Source organism: Oceanobacillus senegalensis, from assembly GCF_900176885.1.
Classification (GTDB): Bacteria; Bacillota; Bacilli; order Bacillales; family Amphibacillaceae; genus Oceanobacillus; species Oceanobacillus senegalensis.
The window spans coordinates 2,650,454-2,675,590 of the sequence record NZ_LT839648.1 but is presented as its reverse complement, the minus strand read 5'-3'; the positions used below and the strand labels follow the sequence as shown (position 1 = coordinate 2,675,590).

At 36.0% G+C, this 25,137-nt stretch carries 21 protein-coding genes and 1 pseudogene; 19 read left to right on the top strand and 3 right to left on the bottom strand.

The annotated features are described in order from the left end of the window. Window positions 1–40: 40 nt before the first annotated feature. The gene (locus CAO17_RS12880; RefSeq protein ID WP_085992202.1) at window positions 41–256 is read left to right on the top strand and encodes a helix-turn-helix domain-containing protein; all 216 of its coding nucleotides are present in this window, start codon (window positions 41–43) and stop codon (window positions 254–256) included. A 135-nt stretch (window positions 257–391) separates the two neighbouring features. Beyond that, window positions 392–880: pseudogene (locus tag CAO17_RS12875) on the top strand (SDR family NAD(P)-dependent oxidoreductase). Window positions 881–1,171: 291 nt separating this feature from the next. Here CAO17_RS12875 and CAO17_RS12870 read toward each other — a convergent pair. Beyond that, window positions 1,172–1,954 carry an arylamine N-acetyltransferase family protein gene (locus CAO17_RS12870; protein ID WP_085993144.1) on the bottom strand — a complete coding sequence of 261 codons (783 nt, stop codon included), beginning with the start codon at window positions 1,952–1,954 and terminating at the stop codon, window positions 1,172–1,174. A gap of 795 nt (window positions 1,955–2,749) precedes the next feature. Here CAO17_RS12870 and CAO17_RS12865 point away from each other — a divergent pair. The 12 genes from CAO17_RS12865 to CAO17_RS12810 all read left to right on the top strand — a co-directional run bounded on the left by CAO17_RS12865 (window position 2,750) and on the right by CAO17_RS12810 (window position 15,375). Further along, complete coding sequence (locus CAO17_RS12865) at window positions 2,750–6,358, top strand: glycoside hydrolase family 2 protein (RefSeq protein WP_179151952.1); 3,609 nt, start codon at window positions 2,750–2,752, stop codon at window positions 6,356–6,358. A gap of 128 nt (window positions 6,359–6,486) precedes the next feature. Further along, complete coding sequence (locus CAO17_RS12860) at window positions 6,487–8,892, top strand: fused MFS/spermidine synthase (RefSeq protein ID WP_085993142.1); 2,406 nt, start codon at window positions 6,487–6,489, stop codon at window positions 8,890–8,892. 351 nt (window positions 8,893–9,243) lie between these two features. Next, entirely contained in the window at window positions 9,244–9,795 is a 552-nt protein-coding gene (locus CAO17_RS12855) for a sulfurtransferase TusA family protein (RefSeq protein ID WP_085993141.1), read from the top strand. 12 nt (window positions 9,796–9,807) lie between these two features. Then, the gene (locus tag CAO17_RS12850) at window positions 9,808–10,203 is read left to right on the top strand and encodes a DsrE/DsrF/DrsH-like family protein (protein ID WP_085993140.1); all 396 of its coding nucleotides are present in this window, start codon (window positions 9,808–9,810) and stop codon (window positions 10,201–10,203) included. 78 nt (window positions 10,204–10,281) lie between these two features. Then, window positions 10,282–11,409 carry an MBL fold metallo-hydrolase gene (locus CAO17_RS12845; RefSeq protein ID WP_085993139.1) on the top strand — a complete coding sequence of 376 codons (1,128 nt, stop codon included), beginning with the start codon at window positions 10,282–10,284 and terminating at the stop codon, window positions 11,407–11,409. 134 nt (window positions 11,410–11,543) lie between these two features. Further along, window positions 11,544–11,771, top strand: a complete 228-nt coding sequence (locus CAO17_RS12840) for a sulfurtransferase TusA family protein (protein WP_085993138.1) — start codon at window positions 11,544–11,546, stop codon at window positions 11,769–11,771. 175 nt (window positions 11,772–11,946) lie between these two features. Further along, window positions 11,947–12,726 (top strand): sulfite exporter TauE/SafE family protein, encoded by a 780-nt coding sequence (locus CAO17_RS12835; RefSeq protein WP_085993137.1) that lies wholly within the window; start codon window positions 11,947–11,949, stop codon window positions 12,724–12,726. Between the two features lie 152 nt (window positions 12,727–12,878). Continuing rightward, window positions 12,879–13,175 (top strand): rhodanese-like domain-containing protein, encoded by a 297-nt coding sequence (locus tag CAO17_RS12830; protein WP_085993136.1) that lies wholly within the window; start codon window positions 12,879–12,881, stop codon window positions 13,173–13,175. A gap of 4 nt (window positions 13,176–13,179) precedes the next feature. Beyond that, window positions 13,180–13,539 carry a rhodanese-like domain-containing protein gene (locus CAO17_RS12825; protein WP_085993135.1) on the top strand — a complete coding sequence of 120 codons (360 nt, stop codon included), beginning with the start codon at window positions 13,180–13,182 and terminating at the stop codon, window positions 13,537–13,539. 126 nt (window positions 13,540–13,665) lie between these two features. After that, a complete protein-coding gene (locus CAO17_RS12820; RefSeq protein WP_085993134.1) occupies window positions 13,666–14,034 on the top strand; it encodes a hypothetical protein in 369 nt (122 codons plus the stop codon). Then, window positions 14,024–14,284 carry a metal-sensitive transcriptional regulator gene (locus tag CAO17_RS12815; protein ID WP_085993133.1) on the top strand — a complete coding sequence of 87 codons (261 nt, stop codon included), beginning with the start codon at window positions 14,024–14,026 and terminating at the stop codon, window positions 14,282–14,284. Before CAO17_RS12820 ends, CAO17_RS12815 begins: the two co-directional genes overlap by 11 nt. Before the next feature lie 191 nt (window positions 14,285–14,475). Further along, window positions 14,476–15,375, top strand: coding sequence for an aldo/keto reductase (locus CAO17_RS12810; RefSeq protein ID WP_085993132.1), 900 nt, complete (start codon window positions 14,476–14,478; stop codon window positions 15,373–15,375). A 304-nt stretch (window positions 15,376–15,679) separates the two neighbouring features. On the opposite strand, the gene CAO17_RS21905 is transcribed toward CAO17_RS12810, so the two are convergent. Then, window positions 15,680–15,802, bottom strand: coding sequence for a hypothetical protein (locus CAO17_RS21905; RefSeq protein ID WP_281252934.1), 123 nt, complete (start codon window positions 15,800–15,802; stop codon window positions 15,680–15,682). Window positions 15,803–16,212: 410 nt separating this feature from the next. Between CAO17_RS21905 and CAO17_RS12805 the strand changes: the two genes are divergently transcribed. From CAO17_RS12805 to nagB, 5 genes are all read left to right on the top strand, one after another. Then, entirely contained in the window at window positions 16,213–17,067 is an 855-nt protein-coding gene (locus CAO17_RS12805; RefSeq protein WP_085993131.1) for a malate synthase, read from the top strand. A gap of 1,029 nt (window positions 17,068–18,096) precedes the next feature. Next, window positions 18,097–19,509 (top strand): Na+/H+ antiporter NhaC family protein, encoded by a 1,413-nt coding sequence (locus CAO17_RS12800; protein ID WP_085993130.1) that lies wholly within the window; start codon window positions 18,097–18,099, stop codon window positions 19,507–19,509. 189 nt (window positions 19,510–19,698) lie between these two features. Continuing rightward, a complete protein-coding gene (locus tag CAO17_RS12795; protein ID WP_085993129.1) occupies window positions 19,699–20,076 on the top strand; it encodes a cupredoxin domain-containing protein in 378 nt (125 codons plus the stop codon). Window positions 20,077–20,499: 423 nt separating this feature from the next. Then, window positions 20,500–21,672 (top strand): N-acetylglucosamine-6-phosphate deacetylase, encoded by a 1,173-nt coding sequence (nagA, locus tag CAO17_RS12790; protein WP_245831842.1) that lies wholly within the window; start codon window positions 20,500–20,502, stop codon window positions 21,670–21,672. 1 nt (window position 21,673) lies between these two features. Next, window positions 21,674–22,399, top strand: coding sequence for a glucosamine-6-phosphate deaminase (nagB, locus tag CAO17_RS12785; RefSeq protein WP_085993128.1), 726 nt, complete (start codon window positions 21,674–21,676; stop codon window positions 22,397–22,399). Between the two features lie 186 nt (window positions 22,400–22,585). Here the strand turns inward: nagB and CAO17_RS12780 are convergent, their stop codons facing one another. Then, complete coding sequence (locus tag CAO17_RS12780) at window positions 22,586–24,985, bottom strand: sialidase family protein (RefSeq protein ID WP_085993127.1); 2,400 nt, start codon at window positions 24,983–24,985, stop codon at window positions 22,586–22,588. Window positions 24,986–25,137: the final 152 nt, after the last annotated feature.

Sequence of the window (25,137 nt, the reverse complement as noted above, 5' to 3'; positions counted from 1 at the left end):
ATAAAAGAAGAAAATGATTTAACGGTCTGAGGTGAAAACAATGGCGATAATCATAAATATCGATGTGATGTTGGCGAAAAGAAAAATGAGTGTTACGGAATTATCAGAGAAGGTTGGAATTACAATGGCCAATATTTCAATATTGAAAAATGGAAAGGCAAAAGCAATAAGACTTTCAACTCTAGATGGGATCTGTAAAGCATTAGATTGCCAACCGGGAGATATTTTAGAATATAAAAGTGACGATGAAACTTGAAGTTAAAGGGCGCGGGGAAGACGAGGAATTTGAATCAATCGCGGCGGACTTTTCCAATCCGCATACACCGGAACAGATTGTTAAGAAGTTATCTCCCGCACTGGGAAGCTCGATGTGTTAATCAACAACGCGGGTATGAAGCAGGAAGCCAGGATTGAAGAAATGAGTCTTGATGATTGGCAACGCAACCTTAATCTCAATCTGACAGCTCCGTTCCTGCTGATTCGCGCGGCATTGCCTTTCTTGCGCAAGACTAGAGGCAGTATCGTCAACACTGGATCAGTTGAAGGATTGAGCGTAACCCATGGCATGCGGCCTATTGTGGATCCAAAGGCCGGGCTTCATGGGCTTACTCGTTCGGTACGGTATGGTGATAAAGGAATACACTGCAATGCGGTCTGCTCCCAGCTGGATTGACACGATTTAAACCTCGATATGATTGATAGTCTTCCTAATGCAGAGACGTTCCAACGAGACATCCCGCATCATCCTGTAGGCGGCACGGGAACCCCTGAAAAAGTAGCAGCACTCGTGGCTTTTCTCGCAGCTGATAAGGCTGGATATATCACAGGACAAGTCTATACAGTGGATGGTGGCAGGATGGCCAAGCTGAGCCTTCCCTGAAAGTAAAAATGTCTTATATTAACAAGGGACCTAAAAATATACACCAAGATATTAATTGGTAGCCTTTTTAAGACCTATTTGTTATCAATATATTGGCTTTTTGTACATTCATGGAAAAACTCTTCTAACTTTATTGGAAGGTATGAATCTACTGTTTTCATATCATTTAAGGGAAACACACCATGAATCTAATGACAGATGTGTAGGTAAAATTAATGTTTGTAAAAGCTGTCTTTATTTCTTCCAAAGGGATTTGCAAGAATAAATAAAATAGTTACTAATAAAATATGATTATTTTTCCATAAAGTAATTAGCCAATTTTTCAAATTCCTCTTTATCTATTTTCTCTTTTTGCTTAACACTATCAATCCATTGTGTGTAATGGGTATTGGTTAGAAGTATTCTTCCATTGGATGTAAAGATTGAAATTAATGGACTTTTATTGAAGGGAGAATTCTCATTGTCGTAAATAACTGATTGAATTTCTGCTAATTCTGATGTATCCGCCATGGGTCTATTGGAATAAAAAGCATAACCTTTTGCCCAATCTGTATGTTTATCTGTTAGTTTCATTTCTAGAATGTGGTCTCCATATTCATTATTTGTTTTTTTGATCCGAAATTCACCGTTTTTTGAAAATACGGTCTCACCAGTAAGGGGAACAGGTTTTAATGGTAAATTTGCTCCAAATCCAGTGTCTATTAGATAAGTATTTTCCTGAAGGGTGATTAGAATGGATACATGTGTACTCCCTAATCTTTGAAACATTTTGTTTTCATTATCATAGACACTACCCCTAACCAATTTTGCATCAAATCCATTTTCAATTAAAAAAAGATAGAATAGCGGATTTAACTCATAACAAAGACCACCTTCGTGATTTACTAATATTTTGTTCATTAGGTTTTCCTTTGATATTTTATAACGTCTATTTTCAATCACAGCTAGATTTTCAAAAGGGAGGGCTTGTGCCGTTTTTTCTAGTACATAATCAAGTTTACTCCATGTAATCACTTCATTCTCCGGTATTCCGATTCTTTTACGAAATAGTGAATTTATCTCCAAGGTTTCCATTCTCCTTTTTATTTTGCTGAAAAAATAATGATTTGCTTAGTTCTATTTAATTTTAACATGACTGTATCTAACATAGAGGAACTAAAAGTATTGACCTGTCAGGGTGTAAAAAGGCGGGAAGTCGCATGACCGTTCATATGATTATGGATACATTGAAATATCGGAATTCATTGGACCGTATTGCTGCATCTCCAATCCTTCAACAATAAGTGAAACTTCTTTGATATCTCCTCTAAATCTATACCCAACGTTTCCGCAAAACTTTTCGTTTCTATAGTCTGAGTGCTCTTGTGCGAAAAGTAAAATAAACACGAAATCCTCTTTTGTATCATTTGATCGTACGTTTTCGCACTATTTTTTCAGCTATGCTTTTATTGTACATTCCTTTCTACGTAATAGGTAATTTGTATGATTCTTTATATACCAATAAGTTGGTTTGTTATCTATATTTTAGGACTATTTATACTATTTTGCGAAAAACATTGAAAATTAAAGCGCTTGCAATTATAATTACTGTTAAGTTTAGTTTGTTTACCGAATAAATAATTGTAATGGAAATATAATTCTGCTTCTCCTAAAATTGTCTTTCATAACGTAACAAATGCATATCCAAAAACTACCTCATGATCTACCTTCAAGGAATATTCACCCATTTTTGTTTCAAAGATTAATAATTAACCCTTTTAAGGAGGTGGTAGACATAATAGACTTAAAAACTACGACAAACAAGGAGGGTTTCATGAGCGTAAACGGATAGTATTAAAGAAATATTCTAATGAAAAAGGAGTGGCAATGTTGAACAAATCAAGGAAACAAATTATAAGCTTGGTTTCTATCTCAATTATATTCATTTTAACGGTTTTATGTGGAAGCTCAGCTATTTTTGCAGAAGGAAAATCTTCTGAAGAAAAAGGACCTGGCTATCGTGATTTCAACTCTCGGGTTAAAATGAATTTCAATCCCAATTGGAAATTTTACAAGGGCGATGTTGAAGGAGCAGAGAAGCCTAATTTTGATGATTCCGATTGGGAAACTGTTAGTTTACCACATACTTTTAATGATGTGGACACCTTTAATAATTATATGGAAGGTGGACATAACGGAGAAAGAAGTATGTACACGGGTAAAACTTGGTATCGCAAAGAATTTGATATTGACAAAGAACATAAACAGAAAAAGGTATTTATTGAATTTGAAGCGGCTCGACAAGCAGCGGATGTATACATTAATGGAACAAAATTAGAAGGAAAAAGCGAAAATGGATTTATTCCATTTGGATACGATATTACGCCATATTTAAATAAAAATGGAAAAGGAAATGTAATTGCAGTAATGGTAGATAATTCCTTCCCTTATTTAGCAGAGGAATCTGAAGGGGACGAAGGAATTCTAAGTTGGCATGACTCTCACTGGCACCCAACACATGGTGGTCTTTATCGTAATGTATATTTACATTTTACGGACAAGCTTCATGTGACTTTACCTTTATACAGTTTCTTAGAGACACAAGGAACCTATGTACATACCGCTAATATCTCAGAGAATTCAGCGGATGTGACGGTTGAAGCAGAAGTTTACAATGAACATAAAGGTAAGAAAAAAGTTGAATATATAGTAGAAATTGTGGACCATGATGGAAATATAGTAGAGACGATGAAAGATAGTAAAAGGTTAAATGGTGGAGAAAAATATATTTTCAGTGAAACTGGTACCGTTGCTGAACCACATCTTTGGTCACCAGACTACCCTTACTTATACAAAGCGGTAACTAAATTGGCGGTAAATAATAAAATTGTGGATGAATACGAAACGACCTTTGGTATTCGAACCTGGGAGTTCACGAATACACAAGGCTTCTTCATTAATGGTAATCATGTGAAATTAGAAGGTTGGGGACAAAAGAGCACGAATGAATGGGCAGGGCTTGGGTCTGCTTTTCCTGATTGGATGCATGATTATACAATGAAAATGATGAAAGACGCTGGCGGCAATTTCGTTAGGTGGGGACATACAGCTGGTTCTCCAACACAAATTGAGTCTGCCGATAAATATGGAATTGTTACGATGCAGCCTGGTGTAGATGGAGAAGGAAGCACGGTTGGAGGAGTTTATAGTGATATTTCCTACGATATACGTTCTGCAGCTTTTCGCGACATGATTATTTATTATCGTAATCATCCTTCTATTCTAGTATGGGAAGGTGGAAATCAAAGCGTCCCTGAGAAAGAGGCAGAACGAATGAAAGAAATTATCGAAACCTGGGATCCACATGGTGAAAGAAATTACGCCCACCGACGATCGAACAGTGCGATGGGGAAATATATTGATTTAGCAATTGGGACAGAAGGAAGTTGGGAATTAAGAGATTCAGGCATACCGGTGGTTGAAGGAGAATATAACCGAGAAGAGGCTCCAAGAAGGGCCTGGGATAGATATACCCCTGGATACGAAGACTTTGAAACGGCGGAAGGTTCGGCATATAACCTTACTTCCGAGGAATTTGCAGTGAATCAAGTGAAACATTACTCGAAAATTAGTAATCCTGCTCATTCGGGAGGAGGAAATTGGATTTTCTCTGATTCTACTAGTCATGGACGTGTTTATTCTGAGGTTACAAGGGCAAGTGGTGAAGTAGATGCTGTCAGACTTCCAAAAGAAGCATACTTTGCAACAAAAGCAATGTTCCATGATGAGCCACAAATTCATATAATTGGACACTGGAATTATCCAGAAGGAACCGAGAAAGACGTCTTTGTTGTTTCTAATGCGAAGAAGGTGGAACTACGGATTAATGGCGAATCAAAAGGATTAGGATCAAAAAGTTTTGAACATTTATTTACCTTTGAAGACATTGCATGGGAAGAAGGTAATATTGAAGCCATTGCTTACGATGCCGAGGATAATGTGATTGCAACCCAAGAGAAGGAAACCGCTGGAGAACCAGTAGCAGTGAAACTGACTCCAATTACAGGACCAGAAGGACTATTAGCAGATGGTTCCGATATATTATTAATTGATGCCGAGGTAGTGGATGCTGATGGAAATCGTGTTCCGACCTATGAAGGGCGAATTGATTTTGAGATGGAGGGGCCAGGAATCTGGCGTGGTGGTTATAATAGTGGAAAAGAAAACTCCACGAATAATGAGTATCTAGACATTGAAGCAGGTATTAACCGTGTAGCCGTTCGCTCAACACTTGAATCAGGAACAATTACTGTAACAGGAAAAATTGAGGGGCTTGAATCGGATTCGGTGGAAGTAGAAGCAAATGCGGTGAAAATTAAAGCTGGTCAAACTACACAATTACCTGTAACTCCATCTTATGAGTTACCTGAAGAGGAGCCTTCCTTTGGCGATGGTCCAGATGAAGACGTAGAAGATTCTGATGGCACATCAAAAAAAGTAGAATCACAATTGATTACCAATTTTTCCTATAGTGGGATTAATGAACCTTATAATGTAAAAGCGAACACACAAAATGGAAGTAATGTTTACTCCGATACGAATGATACATTTACAAATCTACCAATCTATTTACTAGGTGGGGAATATATCCAAGTACCAAATGCAGATAAAGATTACCAAGCACTAGACTTGATGCACTTCACTATCAATGAAAAGGCAGACGTATATATTGCCCATGATAATCGGATTGAAACTCCCGCATGGTTAGCAGAAGAATATACGAATACGAATGAAGAAATTACATTATCTAATGCGACGTACACCTTGTATAAGAAAACGGTGGAATCAGGAACAACCTTAACATTAGGTGGAAATAAAGAAGGTAAGACAGATACAGGAAATATGTATGTTGTTTTTGCCAAAGAAACATCAAAAGAAGGCAAGATAGTATATGACACATTTGATACTCAGGAAACTGGAAAATTCCCTGTTGGCTGGGATGTGACGGAAGGATTAGATACGAGTGTACAAATTGCAGAAACTCCAAGTGATACGAATAAGAGTTTGCATTTTGTTGATAACAATTCTAGTCTCGGAGCTTTAAGTAGAATTACTGCAATTAAGAATTTTTCACCAATAACGGACAATATTACGATTGAGTGGAGGGTCAGAGCCAATGAAGTAGAACGCGCCGAAATGAATTTAGCTACAAGACGTAGTTATGCGATTAAATTAAATATTAGCAACGGTAGCTTTCACTATATAGATAGTAATGGCAATGAAAATTCAATACAGCGGGCTGAGCCAAAAAAATGGTATACGATTAAAGTGGTTGCCAATGCCTCATCTGGAATGTACGACTTGTATATTGATGACGAACAGAAACTATCTGATGAGAAATTTACTACCCCAGTCGAGGAACTTAGCAGTATTCTATTTATGACTGGAGAAGAATCTACCGCTGATTTAAATATTGATGATCTAAAAGTTTATAAGTAAATCACAGTCTTCCACACAAGATAATGATTCCTCTTCTGTAATGGGAGAGGAATCAACTTTCACCTTTATAATAAGTTGAGGAGGAATAGAAATCATCAATAAAATGCCAGTAATGGAGGATTTCACAGATGAATATTGCAGCAAACAAACAAAAACAGATCATTCTTCTTCTATCCTTTTTATCCGGATTAAGCGTTTTAGTTTATGAAATAGTTTGGCAGAGATATTTGCAGCTAATCTTTGGCAGTTCTGTTTATGCTATATCGACCGTCTTAGCATGCTTTATGGTAGGTTTTGCTTTAGGTAGTTGGCTAATTGGTAAATGGACAGACAAAACAACATCTAGTATGAAAGTATTTATTTACTTGGAAATCGGTATTGGAATCTTTGGTTTTTTATCACCATTTCTTTTTTCTCAATTAATGGAATTACATACTTTACTATTTCAACATTTAGAAGTCTCACAACCTACGAAACATATAATTCGAATTGTACTATCTTTTATTATCATTATTTTTCCAGCAATATTAATGGGTGGAACTTTGCCCCCTTTAGTGAAGATATACCACGAGAAAAAACAACAAATAGGAAAAGACGCTGCAAATGTATACGCCATCAATACACTAGGTGGAGTAATAGGGGCATTTTTAACTGGATTTTTTTTGATACACATATTTGGATTACAAAAGACGATTTTTTTAGCCTCACTGAGTGATATAGTAGTCGCGGTTATCGCCTTTCTTTTGTATAAAAAAGGATTAGTGCAAAACAGTCCTATGAAGAAAACTGTAAAAAATGTGAAAAAGAAACAGAAATCGATATATCCAAAACAAGTTATATCTCTCGTATTAATGGTTTATGCCATTTCTGGATTTTCTAGTTTATCCTTTGAAGTGTATTGGACGAAAATACTAACGTTATTTTTTAGAGATAGCATCTATGATTTTACGATTGTTTTGAGTGGATTTTTAACGGGAATAGTAATAGGGAGTTATATTTGCGGTAAATTCATTAAGAAAATGAGAAATCCTATTTTCATTTTTGCTAGTCTAATGATAGTAAATGGACTGATTACTTTATTATGTTTATTTTTTATTCACCAATTACCTTATTTAACGAATTATCTACAATCGATGAATGCCTTGTATGATAAGTATGGAGATTCTTATTGGATCATGTCTATCGTTATCAAATATGGTTATTCCTTTTTGGTGATGTTACTCCCAACAAGCCTGTTTGGAGCAATTTTTCCTATAGTGAGCCAAATATGCGTAAAGAATCAGCAGGAAATTGGAGGAAAAATTGGATACATACAAACATTAAACACGTTAGGATCTACTCTTGGTTCACTATTATCTGGTTTTGTTTTTATATCATTCATAGGTATTCATCAGAGTATGATATTAACTTCCATTCTAATTTTCAGTATCGGATTGGCTTTATTTGTATATACACCATGGAAGAGTAATAAACTAAAAACATATGTAATTGCTATTTCAATCATAGGAATTATTCTAGTTATTAGTATTGTGCCAGCATGGGACAAGTTAAGAATGTCTACTTCTTTCTTAGAGCCGAATCAAGAGATTGAGAAGGCATTGGACTTACATTATTATCATGAGGATGCGTTTGGAATTACAAGTGTTGTTGAGTTTACTCCTTGGGATCAAAAATATTTAGTAACGAATCGAATTTATACACAAAACACTTCTGATTTAATGGGCCTTGAGGATCATAGAAGGCTGGGCCATATTCCATTGCTGTTAATGGAAAATCCAAATGATGTATTAATTATTGGTTTAGGTGCCGGGATTACAACGAGTGGAGTAAGTGAGCACAACGTCGATTCTATTGATGTTGTGGAAATATCTGAAGGGGTCAAAAACGCAGCTAAATATTTTTCAGAGGAAAATAAGGATATCCTAAATGATGCGAATATTAACTTTATTATTGAGGACGGTAGAAATTATCTTTCCACTACTCAAAAAAAATATGATGTGATTATCTCTGATATTATTTTTCCGATGAGTTCGGGTTCTAGCAGTATGTTTAGTAAAGAATACTATGATTTTGCGAAAAAACGTTTATCTAACAATGGTATGATGGTTCAATGGTTACCGATTCATCAAATGTCGATGGAAGAAATTAAAATTATCACAAGGACTTTCCAGACGGTTTATCCCAGTACTAGTATATGGTATGGCATGTTAGGAGACTCTGTTCCGGTTGTAGGGCTATTTGGTCAAAAGGAGAAATTACAGATTAATATAAGGATGATTGAACAGAAGTTTAGCGATCCAGATTTAATTCGTAACCTAGAGGAAATTGGATTAGGTAATCCATATTTTCTATTGGAAAACTTTATTATGGAAGGTCATTCCGTGAATCAATTTACGAAAAATCAACCTATAAATACAGATGAATACCCTATTCTCGAATTTAGTAATCCGAAATTATATGGTGATTTAGGAAGACAAAACTTGAAAACCTTTGAAAGATTACGAGAAGATATTACACCTTACATTAAAGAGTAGATAGAGGTACACAGTGGTGACATTCACCACGTTGGTAAAATGCCTAACTCTAAAAACCATGACTTTTAACTCCTAAAGTCATGGTTTTTCTTTAATCCCTGCCTCTTATTTTAAAAATGAGGTAAGATCAAATACTAAGAAAACGGACCTACATAAAAAATGAGGAACAAGGGTTGACTTTTTACCCTGAGGGGTATATTATAATCCATGTAAGATGATTTTCGCGAACGAAATGAAGTGAAAGTCTTGAGGTATAAGTCGTTAATTCAATTGAACGACTATTTTATTTATAAAACAATATACCCATACCGGTATTAGTAATTTATAGAAATGGATTAAGGGGGGCGCAGAATGATTCAATCCAATATGCAGTTAGATGCAAAAGGCTTAGCATGTCCAATGCCAATTGTGAAAACAAAAAAAGCAATAACCAACTTGGATGAAGGTCAAGTATTAGAAGTTCAAGCAACAGACAAAGGTTCAAAGGCAGATTTAACTGCTTGGGCAAGTTCTGTTGGACACCAATATTTAGGAACAGTAGAAGAAGGTGATGTTTTATATCATTACATTCGCAAAGGTTCGAATGAGCCAGAAGTGGAAAAGAACTTCGAAAACACTATTTCGCTTGCTGAAGTGGATTCACGTGAAGGATTAATTTTAGATGTTCGTGAAGCAGCAGAATATGCATTTGGTCATATTGATGGTGCAAAATCCATCCCAATGGGAGAACTAGAATCTCGCATGGGAGAGCTTGATAAAGATAGGGAAATTTATGTGATTTGCCGTACAGGGAAACGTTCTGACTTGGCAGCGCAGCTATTAGCTAACAATGGTTTTTCAAAAGTGTATAACGTACTACCAGGTATGAATGAGTGGAACGGAGAAACAAAAAAAGATATCTAGGAGGAATTTATTATGTCAAATAAGGTAGCAATTATCGCGGCAAATGGTGGAATGTTCGATGCTTATAAGGTATTCAATATCGCAACAGCAGCAGCAGCTTCAAACAAAGAAGTACAAATTTTCTTCACATTTGAAGGCCTGAACCTTATCCACAAGCAAGGTATGCATGCTTTACAAATGCCAGAAGGAAAGGAACATTTTGCTGAAGGGTTTGAAAAAGCAAACGTTCCTTCCATTCCACAATTAGTTGAAATGGCTCAAGAACTTGGTGTTAAATTTATTGCTTGTCAAATGACAATGGATGTTATGGGTCTTACAAAAGAAGATTTCGTAGATGGAATCGAAGTTGGTGGAGCAGTAACATTCCTTGAATATGCAAAAGATGCAGCACCAACTTTAACTTTCTAATTTGATTGAAAACTATATGCAGTGGATATTTCTCCACTGCAAAAAAATTAACTTAAATATACCTATGGGGGTAATAGAATGGCTGTGAACAAATGGAAAGCAGCAAACGTTGCAAGAAAAGTGATAAATAATGAAGAATTATTTATTTTAGACGTACGTAATCGAGATGCATTTGAAGACTGGAAAATTGAAGGGCACAAATTTGAGTATCTAAATATTCCTTACTTCGAATTATTAGATGGTGTGGAAGAAGTTCTACCGAAGCTACCTACGGATAAAGAAGTATTAGTCGTGTGTGCGAAAGAGGGATCTTCCGTTATGGTAGCGGAAATGTTATCGGAAGCTGGTCGTGAAGTAGCATTCCTTGAAGGTGGAATGAAATCTTGGAGTAGCTATTTAGAACCAGTAAAAGTAGCTGATTTAGAAAATGGTGGAGAGCTATACCAATTTGTTCGTCTAGGTAAAGGTTGCCTATCTTATATGGTAATTTCTGAAGGTGAAGCTGCAGTTATTGATGCAGTCCGTTTCACGGATGTATTCACAAGCTTTGCAAAAGAAAAAGGTGTAGAAATTAAGCACGTATTTGATACCCACCTACATGCAGATCATATATCAGGTGGTCGCAATATCGCAGCTGCAACCGGCGCAACATACTATATACCACCAAAAGATGCAACAGAAGTAGTGTTTGATTACACAGCTCTTACTGATGGTTTAAACGTGAAAATTGGTGCATCTCAAATTGATGTAAATGCACTATACTCACCAGGTCATACGATTGGTTCAACATCATTTGTTATTGACAACCAATTCCTATTAACAGGTGATATTCTATTCATTGACTCCATTGGGCGTCCTGACTTAGCAGGACTTGCAGAAGACTGGGTAGGAGACCTACGCGAAACGTTATATTCTCGCTATCTTAAACTTGCTGAGGATTTGGTTGTTCTACCTGCACACTTCATGATCATCGATGAGTTAAATGAAGATGGTACTGTAGCAAGACGTCTAGGTGATTTATTTAAGGAAAACCATGGTCTAAACATCGAAGACGAAGCAGAATTCCGTCGTACGGTTACCGATAACTTACCACCACAACCGAATGCATATGAAAAGATTCGTCAAGTAAACATGGGGAAAGTAACACCAGATAATGACGAACAAACCGAAATGGAAATCGGCCCGAATCGTTGTGCGGTTCGATAAAATTCCCAGCACATTTGAAACTATAAAAAAAAGGTGTTTTCTGAACGATTGTTGTTATTGCACATCACCCTTCTACTGCGACAAAACAATAAAATACACGAAAACAGCCAAATATAAAAAGGAGCGTTTAACACATGAATATTTCCAAAACATTAGATGCCAAAGGTTTAGCATGTCCAATGCCAATTGTAAAAACCAAGAAAGCAATGGATGAAATTAACCCAGGGGAAGTATTAGAAGTAGTTGTAACAGATAAAGGTGCTTTAAATGATATTCCAGCATGGGTGAAGTCTGCTGGACACAACGTATTAGAACAAAAAACAGTAGAGGACGTACTATACTTCTATATTGAGAAGGCATAATGAAAACCAAATAGCGGCTGGGACATAACGAAAGTGTTTAACTCAACAGACGAACAATGCACTACTTAGCGAAGTATATTTCCAGAGCGGTTTTTCACGCCAATCATGTTCGGATTTTGTGATAGGAAAACACTTTTGTCCCAGTCTCTTTTCTAAGTAGAAAGAAGGTTTATGGATGGATTTAACATTTATCATAGTCATATTTGCAGTTGGGTTTATCGGTTCATTCTTATCCGGTATGTTAGGTGTTGGTGGTTCCATCATTAAATACCCGATGCTATTATATATTCCTCCTTTATTTGGCTTAGCAGCATTTACAGCTCATGAAGTTTCAGGAATAAGTGCAGTACAAGTACTGTTTGCCTCCATTGCCGGGGTATGGGCTTACCGCAAAGGTGGCTATTTAAACAAAGAATTAATTATCTATATGGGTGGAGCTATCCTCATTGGTAGTTTAATTGGTAGTTATGGTTCTAGTTTCCTATCTGAACAAGCGGTTAATGTTGTGTATGGAATTCTTGCCATTATTGCAGCGGTGATGATGTTTGTTCCAAAAAAGCAAGTAGATGATATGCCATTAAATGAAGTGACATTTAATAAGACGTTGGCAGTGATCTTAGCTCTAATTGTTGGTGTAGGATCTGGAATAGTTGGTGCGGCGGGAGGATTCTTATTGGTACCTATCATGTTAACAGTCCTTCATATACCAACACGTATGACAATTGCAACTAGCTTGGCAGTAACCTTTATATCATCTATTGGGGGGAGTATTGGTAAACTCGTAACTGGTCAGGTTGAATATTTGCCGGCAATAATTATGATTATAGCAAGCTTATTAGCAGCACCACTTGGAGCGAAAGCTGGTAAGAAGATGAATACAAGAATTTTGCAAATTATTCTAGCTCTTATGATAGCAGGTACAGCAGTGAAGATTTGGTTTGATATTTTATTGTAATAGAGGACTACTTTTAACATTATTAATACGTAAAATACAAGGATATACGTGATGGGGATATGATTAATAATAGAAGAGTTGATAAGCTTTTCTTTTATTTTTAAACGGTTAAATACCTTATGGAGTATACAAATGAAATGGAGGTAATGGTGATGAAAGAAATTACTGCAAAAGAATTAGAACATAAATTAGTTTCAGGTGAGGAACTTCATATTATTGATGTTAGGGAAGATGAGGAAGTGGCTACTGGAAAAATCCCAGGTGCTAAACATATCCCACTTGGTCAGATTCCAGATCGTTTAGAAGAATTAGATAAAAGTGAACATTACTATATGGTATGTCGTTCAGGTGGAAGAAGTGGTAACGCATGTCAGTTCCTAATCCAGAATGGTTACAATGTTACAAACATGGCAGGCGGCATGCTTGACTGGGAAGGAGAAAAGGAGTAATAATATGGGAGTAATCGAGTGGATTATACTCATTTTAATTATCGGTGTTCTCGTTAATCATTTTATGCCAGTTAAAGGTATTTCAAATATAAGTGTTCAAGAAGCTAAAAACAAATTCAAGGAAAACAGCGTGCAATTCATTGATGTTCGTACTCCTGGTGAATATAAGGCAAACCACTGCAAACCCTTTAAAAATATTCCACTTTCTAATTTGGCTAGTAAGTTAGATAAACTAGATAAGAAAGAAGAAGTAGTTGTGATTTGTCAAAGTGGTATGAGAAGTGCTAAGGCAGCAAAAATCCTTAAAAAACATGGATTTAAAAAAATATCCAATGTAAAAGGCGGTATGAATGCTTGGATTTAGGAGATAAAAGCGGTAAAATCGAGTGGACCTGTCAATAATTTAGTAAGCTTAGTTCAAAGGAGTGTTGACATAATACCTTGCTGGGTATAAGATTGGATTTATAAACTTCATAAATAGGTGATAAACATGATAGTATATATGCTAAGTATATTAGCTTTTGTTTTACTTTGTTTTGAGTTATATAAAAGGTACTATCCAGTTAAAGGTATTCCTTGTAAGGATAGACTAGATAAGGATACGGATATCATTGAATTAGATATTAGAGATTACAATGAAAAAGATATCTCAGCAAATGTTAACATACAAATACCTTATGCTTATCTGAGAAGAAATTATAAAGAAATTCCCAATCATCCACTACATGTCATTGCTGCCAATCGTATGGAACTTAATCTTGGACTACGGTTTCTTCTAAAAAGAGGGTTTCATGTTAGCAGTTTTGAGATACTAGATTGTCCTTGCAAGGAAAAAGGAGGAATTATAGATGGAGTATGATAAGTCTGTTGTCAATCGATTGAAACGAGTGGAAGGACAAATCAAGGGCGTTTTAAATATGATTGAACAAAAGAAAGATTGTCGTGAAGTCATTACTCAATTATCAGCATCACGTACAGCCATTGATCGTACGATTGGATTAATCGTAAGCATGAATTTAGAACAATGTGTTCGTGAAAACATAGAAAACGGACAAGATACGAAAGATGTTGTAAAAGAAGCAGTAAATTTATTGGTAAAAAGTAGGTAAACGGGTCAACAAATGCTCTTTTTAAGAAGAGTTGTTGACCCTTTTTCATTTTTATGTAGATTTTAACTTTCATTTCCCTCTATCAGAAAATTCCGTATCATAATTAACACTGATGTATGGTAGAAGTAGATAGTATATAGACCATATTTCTTACACCCATCCAAACCTAAAAAAAGAAGGGATGATCTATAGTGAATTTAATTGATGGAAAGAAACGAAGAGAAATTAAATATGGCATTGAAAAGCGTGTAGTTACTTTGCCAGATGGAACTTCTTTGCCAAGTATAGGACAAGGCACTTGGCATATGGGGGAAGACCCTAAGATGAAAGAAAAGGAAGTAAAAGCTTTACAGCTCGGGATGGAGTTAGGCATGAAGGTTATTGATACAGCAGAAATGTATGCCGATGGTGGTTCTGAACGTATTGTTGGTGAAGCTGTCAAAGGACGTAGAGAGAATGTTTTTCTAGTTTCGAAGGTATATCCTCATAACGCTGGATTAGATAGAATTGTAAAAGCATGTGAAAAGAGTTTAAAACGACTTGGGACAGATTATCTTGATTTATATTTATTGCACTGGAGGGGGAGTGTTTCTTTAGAAGAAACGATAGAAGGAATGGAAATACTTAAGAAGGACGGAAAAATAAAAAGGTGGGGCGTCTCCAATTTTGATACGGAAGATATGAATGAGTTATGGGATACGAAAAATGGTAATAATTGCATGATAAATCAAGTTTTATATCACTTAGGTTCAAGAGGAATTGATTATAATCTCGTACCATGGCTTGAAGAAAAAAATATGCCGATTATGGCGTATAGTCCCCTGGCCCAAGGAGGTTCTTTACGAAGACAACTGTTAACCAATCCAGTAATTCAGGAAATTGCCGAAAAACATAACGTACAACCTTTACAAATTGCATTATCATGGACAATCCGTTCAAATAATTGTCTAGCTATTCCAAAGGCAGTCCAAGAAGAACATATACTAGCAAATGCTGAAGCTGCTGCAATAGAACTAACCAATGATGATTTGAACAAACTTGAAAAAGTCTTTCCTAAACCTACTAGAAAAATGCCACTAGATATTATTTAGGATTAGATGATACTCCCATCGACTGGTGAAACAGCGGATATTAAGCTTACATTTGAACCTAAAAAGAAAACCTAAAGTGGATCCAAAGTAGTTGAAACCAATCAGAGCTATCTTTTCCAAACCATGAAAAAGGTCCCTACTTCTCTAGAGTCTTTGAGAAGGGGGAACCAAGTTTTTTCCTCTGTAATGAATTAGATTGATAGCTATCAACCTAATTTTACATACCCATTTACAACTTATTTGATCATTTCTAAATCGCCTTCCGTCAAGTCACGCTTGAAATGGGAAGACATCTCAAGCATAATCAGAAGAATTCCCACCATCTAGTTTGATTGTCTCCAATAACAGCAGCCAATATCGGACGACCTGTCTTTTGATGTGGTGGAAGATAGAAGAGTTGATTGGAATGCTTTTGTAAAGTTTGCATGAATTTGTACTCCTTTGGGGATGTTTGGATCATTTATTTATAACTTATTATAGGGATAAAAAAACAAGTATCGTTCATCATCTATATATAAATAATCTTTAATTTTACATCACGAATAAACGTGTTGTCAATAACTAATTTGTAATTTTTATAAAAAAATGTTATAATAATCTTATAAATTGATTTTTGATTGTATTTCAAAGTTCCGGTGTGTTTTTGCAGATGTAATAGTGTACGTTTAATGGAACGTAAAAGTTTAAATGGAGACAACAATTGTAAAAGAAATTCACCCTAAAAAGCACTGCAAAAACTCGGAATTAAACAATGAGGTGAACTTTAAAGATAGGAGTCCAAGGGGATGATTATCTTAAAGTGAACTGGGTTTATATACTACAAGGAGGACTAGATGAATGAATCTAATCAATAAGAAGGTTTCGCACAAGCATTTTGGAATTGGTAGTATAGTTAAACATAATGATTCTTTTATTGAAATACATTTTGATTCGGAAAATAAAAAGTTTGTTTTCCCTGATGTATTTGGAAAGCACCTAAAACTACATGATAAAAGTGTTGCTCATAAACTTGAAAAAGTTATACAAGAAAAGGAAATGGAACGAAAGAAGGAAGAATGGAAGAAGGAAGAGGAGAAAAAACTACAACGTAAAGAACGGCAACTTCGCTTGGAACATGAAAAACTTATGAAAAACCATAAAATTCATCCTAAATCACAAATGGTTTTTTGGTGTGACAGTGAAGAAAAGAATAGCTCCTTCTCTGAATGGAAGGTTTTTTTAGGTGTAATAAAAAGTGGAAATAGTAAAGGGAAGCCAAACAAACCTATCCGCTTGCACCAAAATAGCGCTTGCCTTTTAACAGAAAGAGATTCCAGCGTACCTGAAAAAGATAGAAGAATCTTAGGTGTATACATGGTGAATGAAGAGTTTATTGGAAGACTTTGTGAGGATGGATATATTCCAGCTCATTCAGAATATAGAATCCAACTTACAGAGCAGGAATCAGAGCAGATGCCTTTTTGGAAATATTATGTAAATGAAAAATACCCCCACAGAATGACATGGAATTCAGGTAAATACCGTTATTTTGATAATTTATGGATGGCTCAAATTTTGCACGATATTGTATCTTTGAAAAGTGATCCAAAAGAACAAGAGTTAGCACAACGCTTTTTTGAACATTTTTGTAAAATGAATCAGCTAAGTGAACAAGAGTTACCAAAACCTAATGGCGCTTTAATGCGTAATTAGACGTTTGCTGAAGATAATAAGGTTTATAGGTGTGTGCATGAAATACAAAGTATGCATAAATTCCCCTCTTTGTAGAGAAACTGGTCTGATTATAATTCGTGAACAACTTCTCCATAGTAGGCTAGTTTCTTGTTCTGTTTTTCCTAAAATGGAGTGTTTGAATGGATAAATGAAATACTTAAAAAATAGTCTCTCAAATTATCTAGTGGATAGAGAAGTGGGAGGTTGACAACATAGCCAAGCACTCCTTGTTACATTCTTTTTTTAGCATATTTCAGTTAGTCAAAACTCCGTTTCTTTTTATCCTGTTGTAAGGATTTAATCAAACAATTTACTAAGAGTCCTAATGTAACTGAGCCGCAATGATCATAGTATTTTGAAAAGCTAGTAATCCACCAGAATAAAGCAGAGCAAGTGCAGTAGCAGACAGTAAAATTCCCCAAATTACCTTAATTCCTTGGATTCTGGGACCCGTTTGCTGTCATCCCTAAACAAATGTACGAGAGTCTACGGAAGTGATAAGGAATACAAAGATAATGATGATGGCTTATTCCCCGTTGAATTGCATGGCACCAAATACCAGTGCGTACCACTCCCCATCACAGTTGAAATGACAGCTACGATATCAATTAACCTACCAATTTTTCTATCTAGTGATATATAAAAAAACAATTCGTGATTTTCACATATTTATTCATACTTCTTTCTAAAATACATAACTCCTAACTAAAATCAATCTGCAAATTCTTAATGTAGCTTACCACTAAGTTGTAAAATTACTCTTTTCTGATTTTCATTATGTTGCTAATTCAATGTGCCTCACAGGAAATCATTTAAAATATACAGAACCGTTCATACTACTAGTGTGGCTAGAAAACGACGTTATAAGAGAGTTACTAAAAAGAAAACGGCAAAAGGCTAGTTTATCGTATGTTGGAAACGTATATTTTCTCCGGAAAATAGTTGTATAAAATTTGTTAATGAGGAAAATGTATCAATATATGACTATGGGGAGGAGATGATATTTTTGTGGAACAAACATGGCTTTCATTGATTCCGTTTGTGATTGTGATTGCATTTTCCATCTGGTTAAAGAAGATATTGCCCGGACTTGTACTGGGACTGGCTGTTGGTGCATTTTTGGTAGACTTCCGTGTACTAGGTGGGGCAAAAGAGACGGTCAACTATATCGTAACAACGTTATCCGACCCGGGGAATATAAATATTATTGCCTTTCTCTATTTGTTCGGTGGACTAATCGGAATGATGCAGATATCCGGGGGTGTTAGAGGTTTTGCCGAGTGGGTTGGCGATAAAATAAATTCTGAGCGCGGTCTCCTCGCGGTCATCTGGATGACTCTCCCTTTTACATTCATGATGCCGATGTTTCGAATCATGATGATTGGACCAGTTATCAAAACATTGCTAAAAAAAGTTAACATGTCCAGTTGGAAAGTTGGTTTTACCATGGACATTTCAACAGGGTCCGTGATTGTGCTACTGCCAGTTGCAACGGCTTTTGTTGGCTTTATGGTCTCACTGATTGAAGGTGGCATCCAAAAACATAACCTAGAGGAAAGTGCTTATCAAGTGTTCCTCTACAGTATTCCGTTTAACTTTTTTGCGATTGTGATGCTAATCATTGGACTGATTTGGACTTTTTGGTCCAAACCTGAAAAGAAAGACACCAAAAACAAACAACAGGGCGAGGAAGAGAATCTTCACCGCATAGGAATTAAAAAGGAGTTATCCACTGTGAAAGCACAGCCATGGAACCTGATAGTCCCTTTGTTTTTGCTACTTGGGTTGACATTATACCTGTTATGGTATGACGGTATGGAAAAAGGTGCTACAGGAATCCTGGATGCTTTTGCGAAAGCAAATGCTACCTTTGTCATTCTTCTTGCAGTATTTATTACATTGATTGTTACATTTATCTTCTATATGCTAAGAAAACAGAAATTGGGTGAAACAATCTATCACTTTTACGATGGTGGTAATCAATTGATGCAACCAATTGTTCTCCTTGTGCTTGTATGGTCACTATCTTTGGTAGCAGAGGATCTCGGATTTTCCCAGTTTATCGGGTCAACCCTGGGGTCATTTCTTCCAGCCTTCACGATCCCAGCCATTGTCTTTTTAATTGGTTCGGTTGTCAGCTATTTCCTTGGTTCCTCCTTTGGGACATGGGGGATTTTCATGCCCCTTGGAATTGCATTGGCAACATCCACTGGTGCATCCCTCCCAATGACAGTTGGGGCGGTATTTGCTAGCGGATCATTCGGTGCTATGACATCGCCGCTTGGTGATACGACAATAACAACAGCATCCATTCTGCAGGTTCCTCTCATCGATTATGCTCGGTATAAATTAAAAATTGTGTCAATTGGTGTGGGTATCGCCGCAGTTCTATATTTAGCCGCAGGTTTCTTTATTGGATGACTTCATGAGAACATGACAAATGCTATTCCTGTTCATTTTTGTATGTAAGGTTAGATAGTAATAAGGAAAGTTAAAGTTCATATCATTTGAAGATTCAGGGTAGCCTCATTTTTAAAAGTGGAGGGCTACTCTTTGTAATAATTTTTGATTAATTGGAAGAAAATAGTATGGAGGAAGGAGGGATGATGAATGTTTTTGAAAAAATACATCGTAGGATTTGTTTTATTACTTGGATTGATGACGATAGGCTCAATTGGTGTATTAGCGGTGTCCGGTACCGAAATACAATCTATGGAGAAGGAAAACACATTAGAAGTCGAATTAAAAGATGATTTTTTTAATCCGGATACCATCACGATTCCAAAGGAAAAAACAACCACTCTGATATTGAAAAACAACGGCAATAAAAAACACACTTTTACAGTAGGGAAACTCGGAATAGATGAAGAAATTCAGCCGGGAGGTGAAAAAACCATTACTGTTAAACCAGATCAACCTGGTACATATGAATTGATTTGTCGTTTCCATGTTCAGGAAGGAATGCTTGGAAAAGTTATTGTCCAATAATAATCAATAGAATCTTTCGTAATTAAAGGGTACGTTTTATTATACGAAACGTGCCCTTTTCATATTTTGAACGGATTTTAATCTAGTTAAAAGAAGTACAGAACTTTGCAGGAAATACAGAGTTCTGTACTTTTTATTTGAAGTGTTAATAAATCGTACTATTAGAATTAGGTTCCAAATTTTAAGCTGGAAATATAATCTTTCTAAGAAAGGATAACCCCCTAAATGACAATAGATTACCATAAAATAATAAATATTGACGGTTTGGAGTCGTGATGTTATAGTTCTAATTGATGAAGGCGGTTTTGATAAGTGGGAATATTGGATGCTATGAACAATGGTTAATCCAGAGTTAATTGTAGTTGGTGAAGGGTAGCAATGGTATTAATATGTCTTTCATTGTAATTAAGGAGATGGTCAAATTTGAGTAGAACAAATCCAATTTTGATAAAAAACATAAACGTATTTTTGGAAGAGGAAATCCTCATAAATGGATTTATTCTAATGGAAGATAGTAAAATCACTGGAGTTTATTCCACAGAACCAACTGGTTTACCTAGGCAAACACAGATAATGAATGGTATGAATCTAAATGCTATTCCTGGGTTTATTGATGGACATATTCATGGAGCTAATGGAGCAGATATGATGGATGCAAGGGAAGAGACTTTAGACAAAATAGCTACTGCTTTACCACAAGAAGGAACGACAAGTTTTTTAGCAACAACGATAACCCAATCAACGGATAATATTGAAAAGGCATTAAAAAATGTCGCCAACTATGAAAGTAAGATGAGTCATGCAGAAGTGATAGGTATACATCTTGAGGGGCCGTACGTTGAAAAGTCGAAAGCCGGTGCGCAACCTCTTCAATACATAATTAAACCAGATCTTGAACAGTTCCAAAAATGGCAAGCACTTTCCGGTAGTAAAATAAAAACGGTCACACTTGCACCTGAACATGATGAAGAGGGGGAACTTATCAGTTATTTAGCTGTGTCTGGTATTAATGTATCAGCGGGTCATACTAACGTAGGCTTTGAGGGAATGAAAAAAGCAGTTAGGGAAGGCGTGCGTCAATTAACTCATCTATGTAATGCAATGAATGGAATCCATCATCGTGATATTGGAGCGGTAGGCGCGGCTTTTGAGCTGAAAGAATTACGAGCGGAACTTATTGCGGATGGGATTCATGTTTCACCCGATATGTTACAACTGATTTATAACAATGTTGGGAGCGAACGATTAATATTGATTACTGATTCCATGCGTGCGAAAGGTTTACCAGCAGGACAGTATGAGTTAGGAGGCCAACCAGTAAAAGTAACCGATGAATGGGCTGTACTAGAAGATGAAACATTAGCTGGAAGTATTTTGAAGATGGATGATGGTGCAAGACAAATGTTGCAGTTAGATGGAGTCGAAATAAAAAATATTATTGAAATGACTGCTATGAATCCGGCAAAGCAGATTGGTGTTTATGATAGAAAAGGAAGCATTTCAGTAGGGAAAGATGCAGATATTTTATTGGTTGATGATGAATTGAATATAAAATATACATTTTGCCGTGGAATAATTGCTTATGAAGGAGAATAGTATGAAAATTATTAAAGTGAAAGATTACGATGAATTAAGTGAGAAGGCATGTAGGTTCATTATAGATAAGGTAGCACAGATAGAAAAACCTGTGTTAGGGTTAGCAACGGGATCTACACCTGAGGGGTTGTATCAAAGGCTAGTAGAAAAGAATAGACAAGATGAAGTATCCTTTAAAGATTTATCAACATTTAATCTTGATGAATATGTTGGTTTAGCAAAAAGTCACCCCAATAGTTATTATCATTATATGTATGAAAAATTATTTAAGCATATAGATATTTCGATGGATCAGGTACATATCCCAAGTGGTGATGTGGCGAATTTGGAAGAAGAATGCATGGAATATGAGAAGCAGATTCGAAGTGTTGGTCAAATTGATGTTCAAGTATTGGGATTAGGAGTAAACGGTCATATAGGATTTAATGAGCCAGGAACTCCTTTATCTAGTCTGACACATGTTGTTGATTTAGATTCGTCTACTAGAAAGGCGAATGCTAGGTTTTTTGATTCGATTGATGAAGTTCCTGAGAAGGCAATAACAATGGGAATAGAGACAATTATGGAAAGTAGGGAGATTCTTTTACTAGTATCAGGAGAGAGTAAGGCTAAGGCTGTAACCCGATTGTTAAATGGAGAGGTTTCCTCAGAATTTCCAGCATCAATTTTGCAGAAGCACAAGCATGTTACTATGATTGCAGATGAAGAGGCTTTAGGGAGTAATTAATAGGTAACAAAAACGAGAGTATGATTGGTATGGTGTTGTAACTCAATTGAGTCTCATTTTTATTTCTCATAATAGACGGTTCTCACTCCTATTTTGTCTTCAGTAAGTACTGCATAGGTGAAAATGGCAGAACGGTCAGATAAATTCTGCACGTTCTGCCATTTTACACAGAAATTCCGATGTTATCTATCTAGTTATTCGAACAGCGTCTGATAATTTAGTATTCTCTTTATCTAACCAAATCCCATAAACATTATAAATCTGTAAGTCTTTATTGATAGTAACATCTAAGTCATACTTCCTAGGGGGTAATTCTGGAATTACTCCTTCAAATACAAATTGGTTCTTTCCTGATTGTTCAACGAATTCAAATGAAATATCTTTTCCATCTATTTTACCAGTAAGTTGTTTATCTCCCATTAACAGGACATAGTCAGAAAAGGTCATTTCCACCTGTATTTTATCCCCAGGGCGATATACATTAGGTGTTTTAAATACGACATCAAAGGCTTCTACTTCAGGTGCGGGTGCTTCTTTATATTTGTCCCACTTCACAAAGTCCGTATTGAACTTAATGAAATCCATGACAGTGTTAGCAGTTCCTTCATAAAATAAGCCAATGTTTCCGTTAGAAAGATTTGTGAGGCTGGAATAACCATATGCTCCTTCTTTGATAAGTTGTTCATATTTCCAATCAAATGTATAATTGGTACGGCCATTTTGATGTGTTCCATTTTCCTCAATTAGTCCAATTCTCACAGTTCCATCGACACGACTATTATGATCATTTGCACTAGAAAAGATAACTGCTTCCTTTCCATCAATTTGTCCATTATAACGAATAGCTGACATTTGACTGTACGGAGCAACTAATGCTTCTTCGGTTACTACATGTGAATCCCATGTTTCCCCGCCATCAAAGCTGGTTGCAATTTGAGCATATCCAGAGTGATTTCGCATAAACATCTTCAGTTGACCGTCAGGCATTTCAACGACTTGTGCCTCTGTAATTTCGTACTTGGAATTATTAAAATCTTTTTCATGGATTACATCTCCATTTTCTACGATTCTACCTTCATTTGGAGATTCCCCGCGATGCCATGTTTTTCCGTTATCATCACTGTAAATCACTGCACTAGCCTGTTTGTAATGGTCATTTAAGAAATAGACCGGAAATATGAGTCTTCCTTTATGTTTACCCTGTGTTAGCTGTATTCCATTTCCTGGGCCGGTTCCTAAAAATGCCATCCATTCTTCTTTCACTTCATCATTTAAATCAATAATCCCTGACCATGTTTCTCCTTCATCATCACTGTAATATAGCTCTAAGTAAGAAGTTTTTAATGGCTTGAGAGGGGAAGTCTCACTGAAAATATTATCTATTTTCACTTCATTTTTATATAGGCCTCTTTTGCCATCAACTGTGTAATCCGTTTGTTTTCCAGAATCATCGTATATAATTCCTTCTTCCCTAATGGTGTATTCTTTCCCATCTACATCGGTAAGGAACATATATTTTTCGCTGTTCATTGTTATAAAACCTGACCCTTTTAATGAATTAACGCCAAATCCGCCCATTAGTCCGGCACCATGTGGGAAACCATCTACTGCAGCAAAAATTCTCTGGTTAGATTTATCTTGTAAAAACGCTAGATCAATATTGGATGCTTGATCTGGGTAATCGTTAATGTAAATACCATTATCCTCCCAAGTCGTTCCGTTATCAAAGCTTCGTCGTATGACAGCATCAATATTGTTTGGTGAGTCTGCACCACTGTCCACACGCCGATCAATTCCAGCTATTAGTGTGCCTTTTTCTGTGTATATCAGTGCTGGAATTCGGTAGTTATTGGAGTCCATGAAACCCGGATAAAAAACGTTATAAGGTTCGGTAACAAATACCTCCTCTGGCATTGGATTGGTCAATTGCTCCTTTTCCGTAACCTCAGTAATTTCTTTCAAGTGTTCATCTGGTAGAGGTGTACTATAGATTTCAGCAAAATCGATATCACCACTGAACTCATATTGGTTGCCGCCAGAGGCCCTTTCCGTACGTCCTAATTGGGCACTATCAGGATTATAGATATTGCTTAGGAATTTTCTAGGCGACTTTTTGTCTTCTTTAATGAGTTCACCATCTAGGAAGTATTTGTATCCTTCTTCTTTACTCATTACCATGGCAAGTGTATAAACATTTCCTTCTTTTAAATTAGTAGAAGCGGAGACATGAATATTTTCTTTTGTTTCCCCTGGCTTGGAGTAACGATTTTCACTTCCAACTGTGGAGGGGGAAATGTATAGGTGAAAATGTCCGTCGTACAGACTACTATTGCTTAAAGAAAATAGAGACATAATAGAAGAACCCGCATATCGGAATCGTACAATAATTGTTCCTTCATCTAATTCCTTTAATTGATTGACTTTATCGTTTAGATTGATAAAGTTCCCATCGTTAATCGTTTGATTTTTGACTTGAAGTAATGGTTCTGTCTTATCAAAAGCTGAAATTGCAAATGCTTGATTGTCAATGGAAGGGATTCCAATAATCATGACAATACTTAGTACTAACAAGAATAACTTTTTCATTATAATTATTTCCTCCTTTTGTTATAAAATTATTAGTTTACGTGTTTTGTAGGTTTCGTGGATGGTCACTTGAAAAATTGAACGCTGGTATTTGGTTTGTGGTATCTTTAAGCATCCTACCTACCTAATAACTTCCCTTTTAAATAACCTCC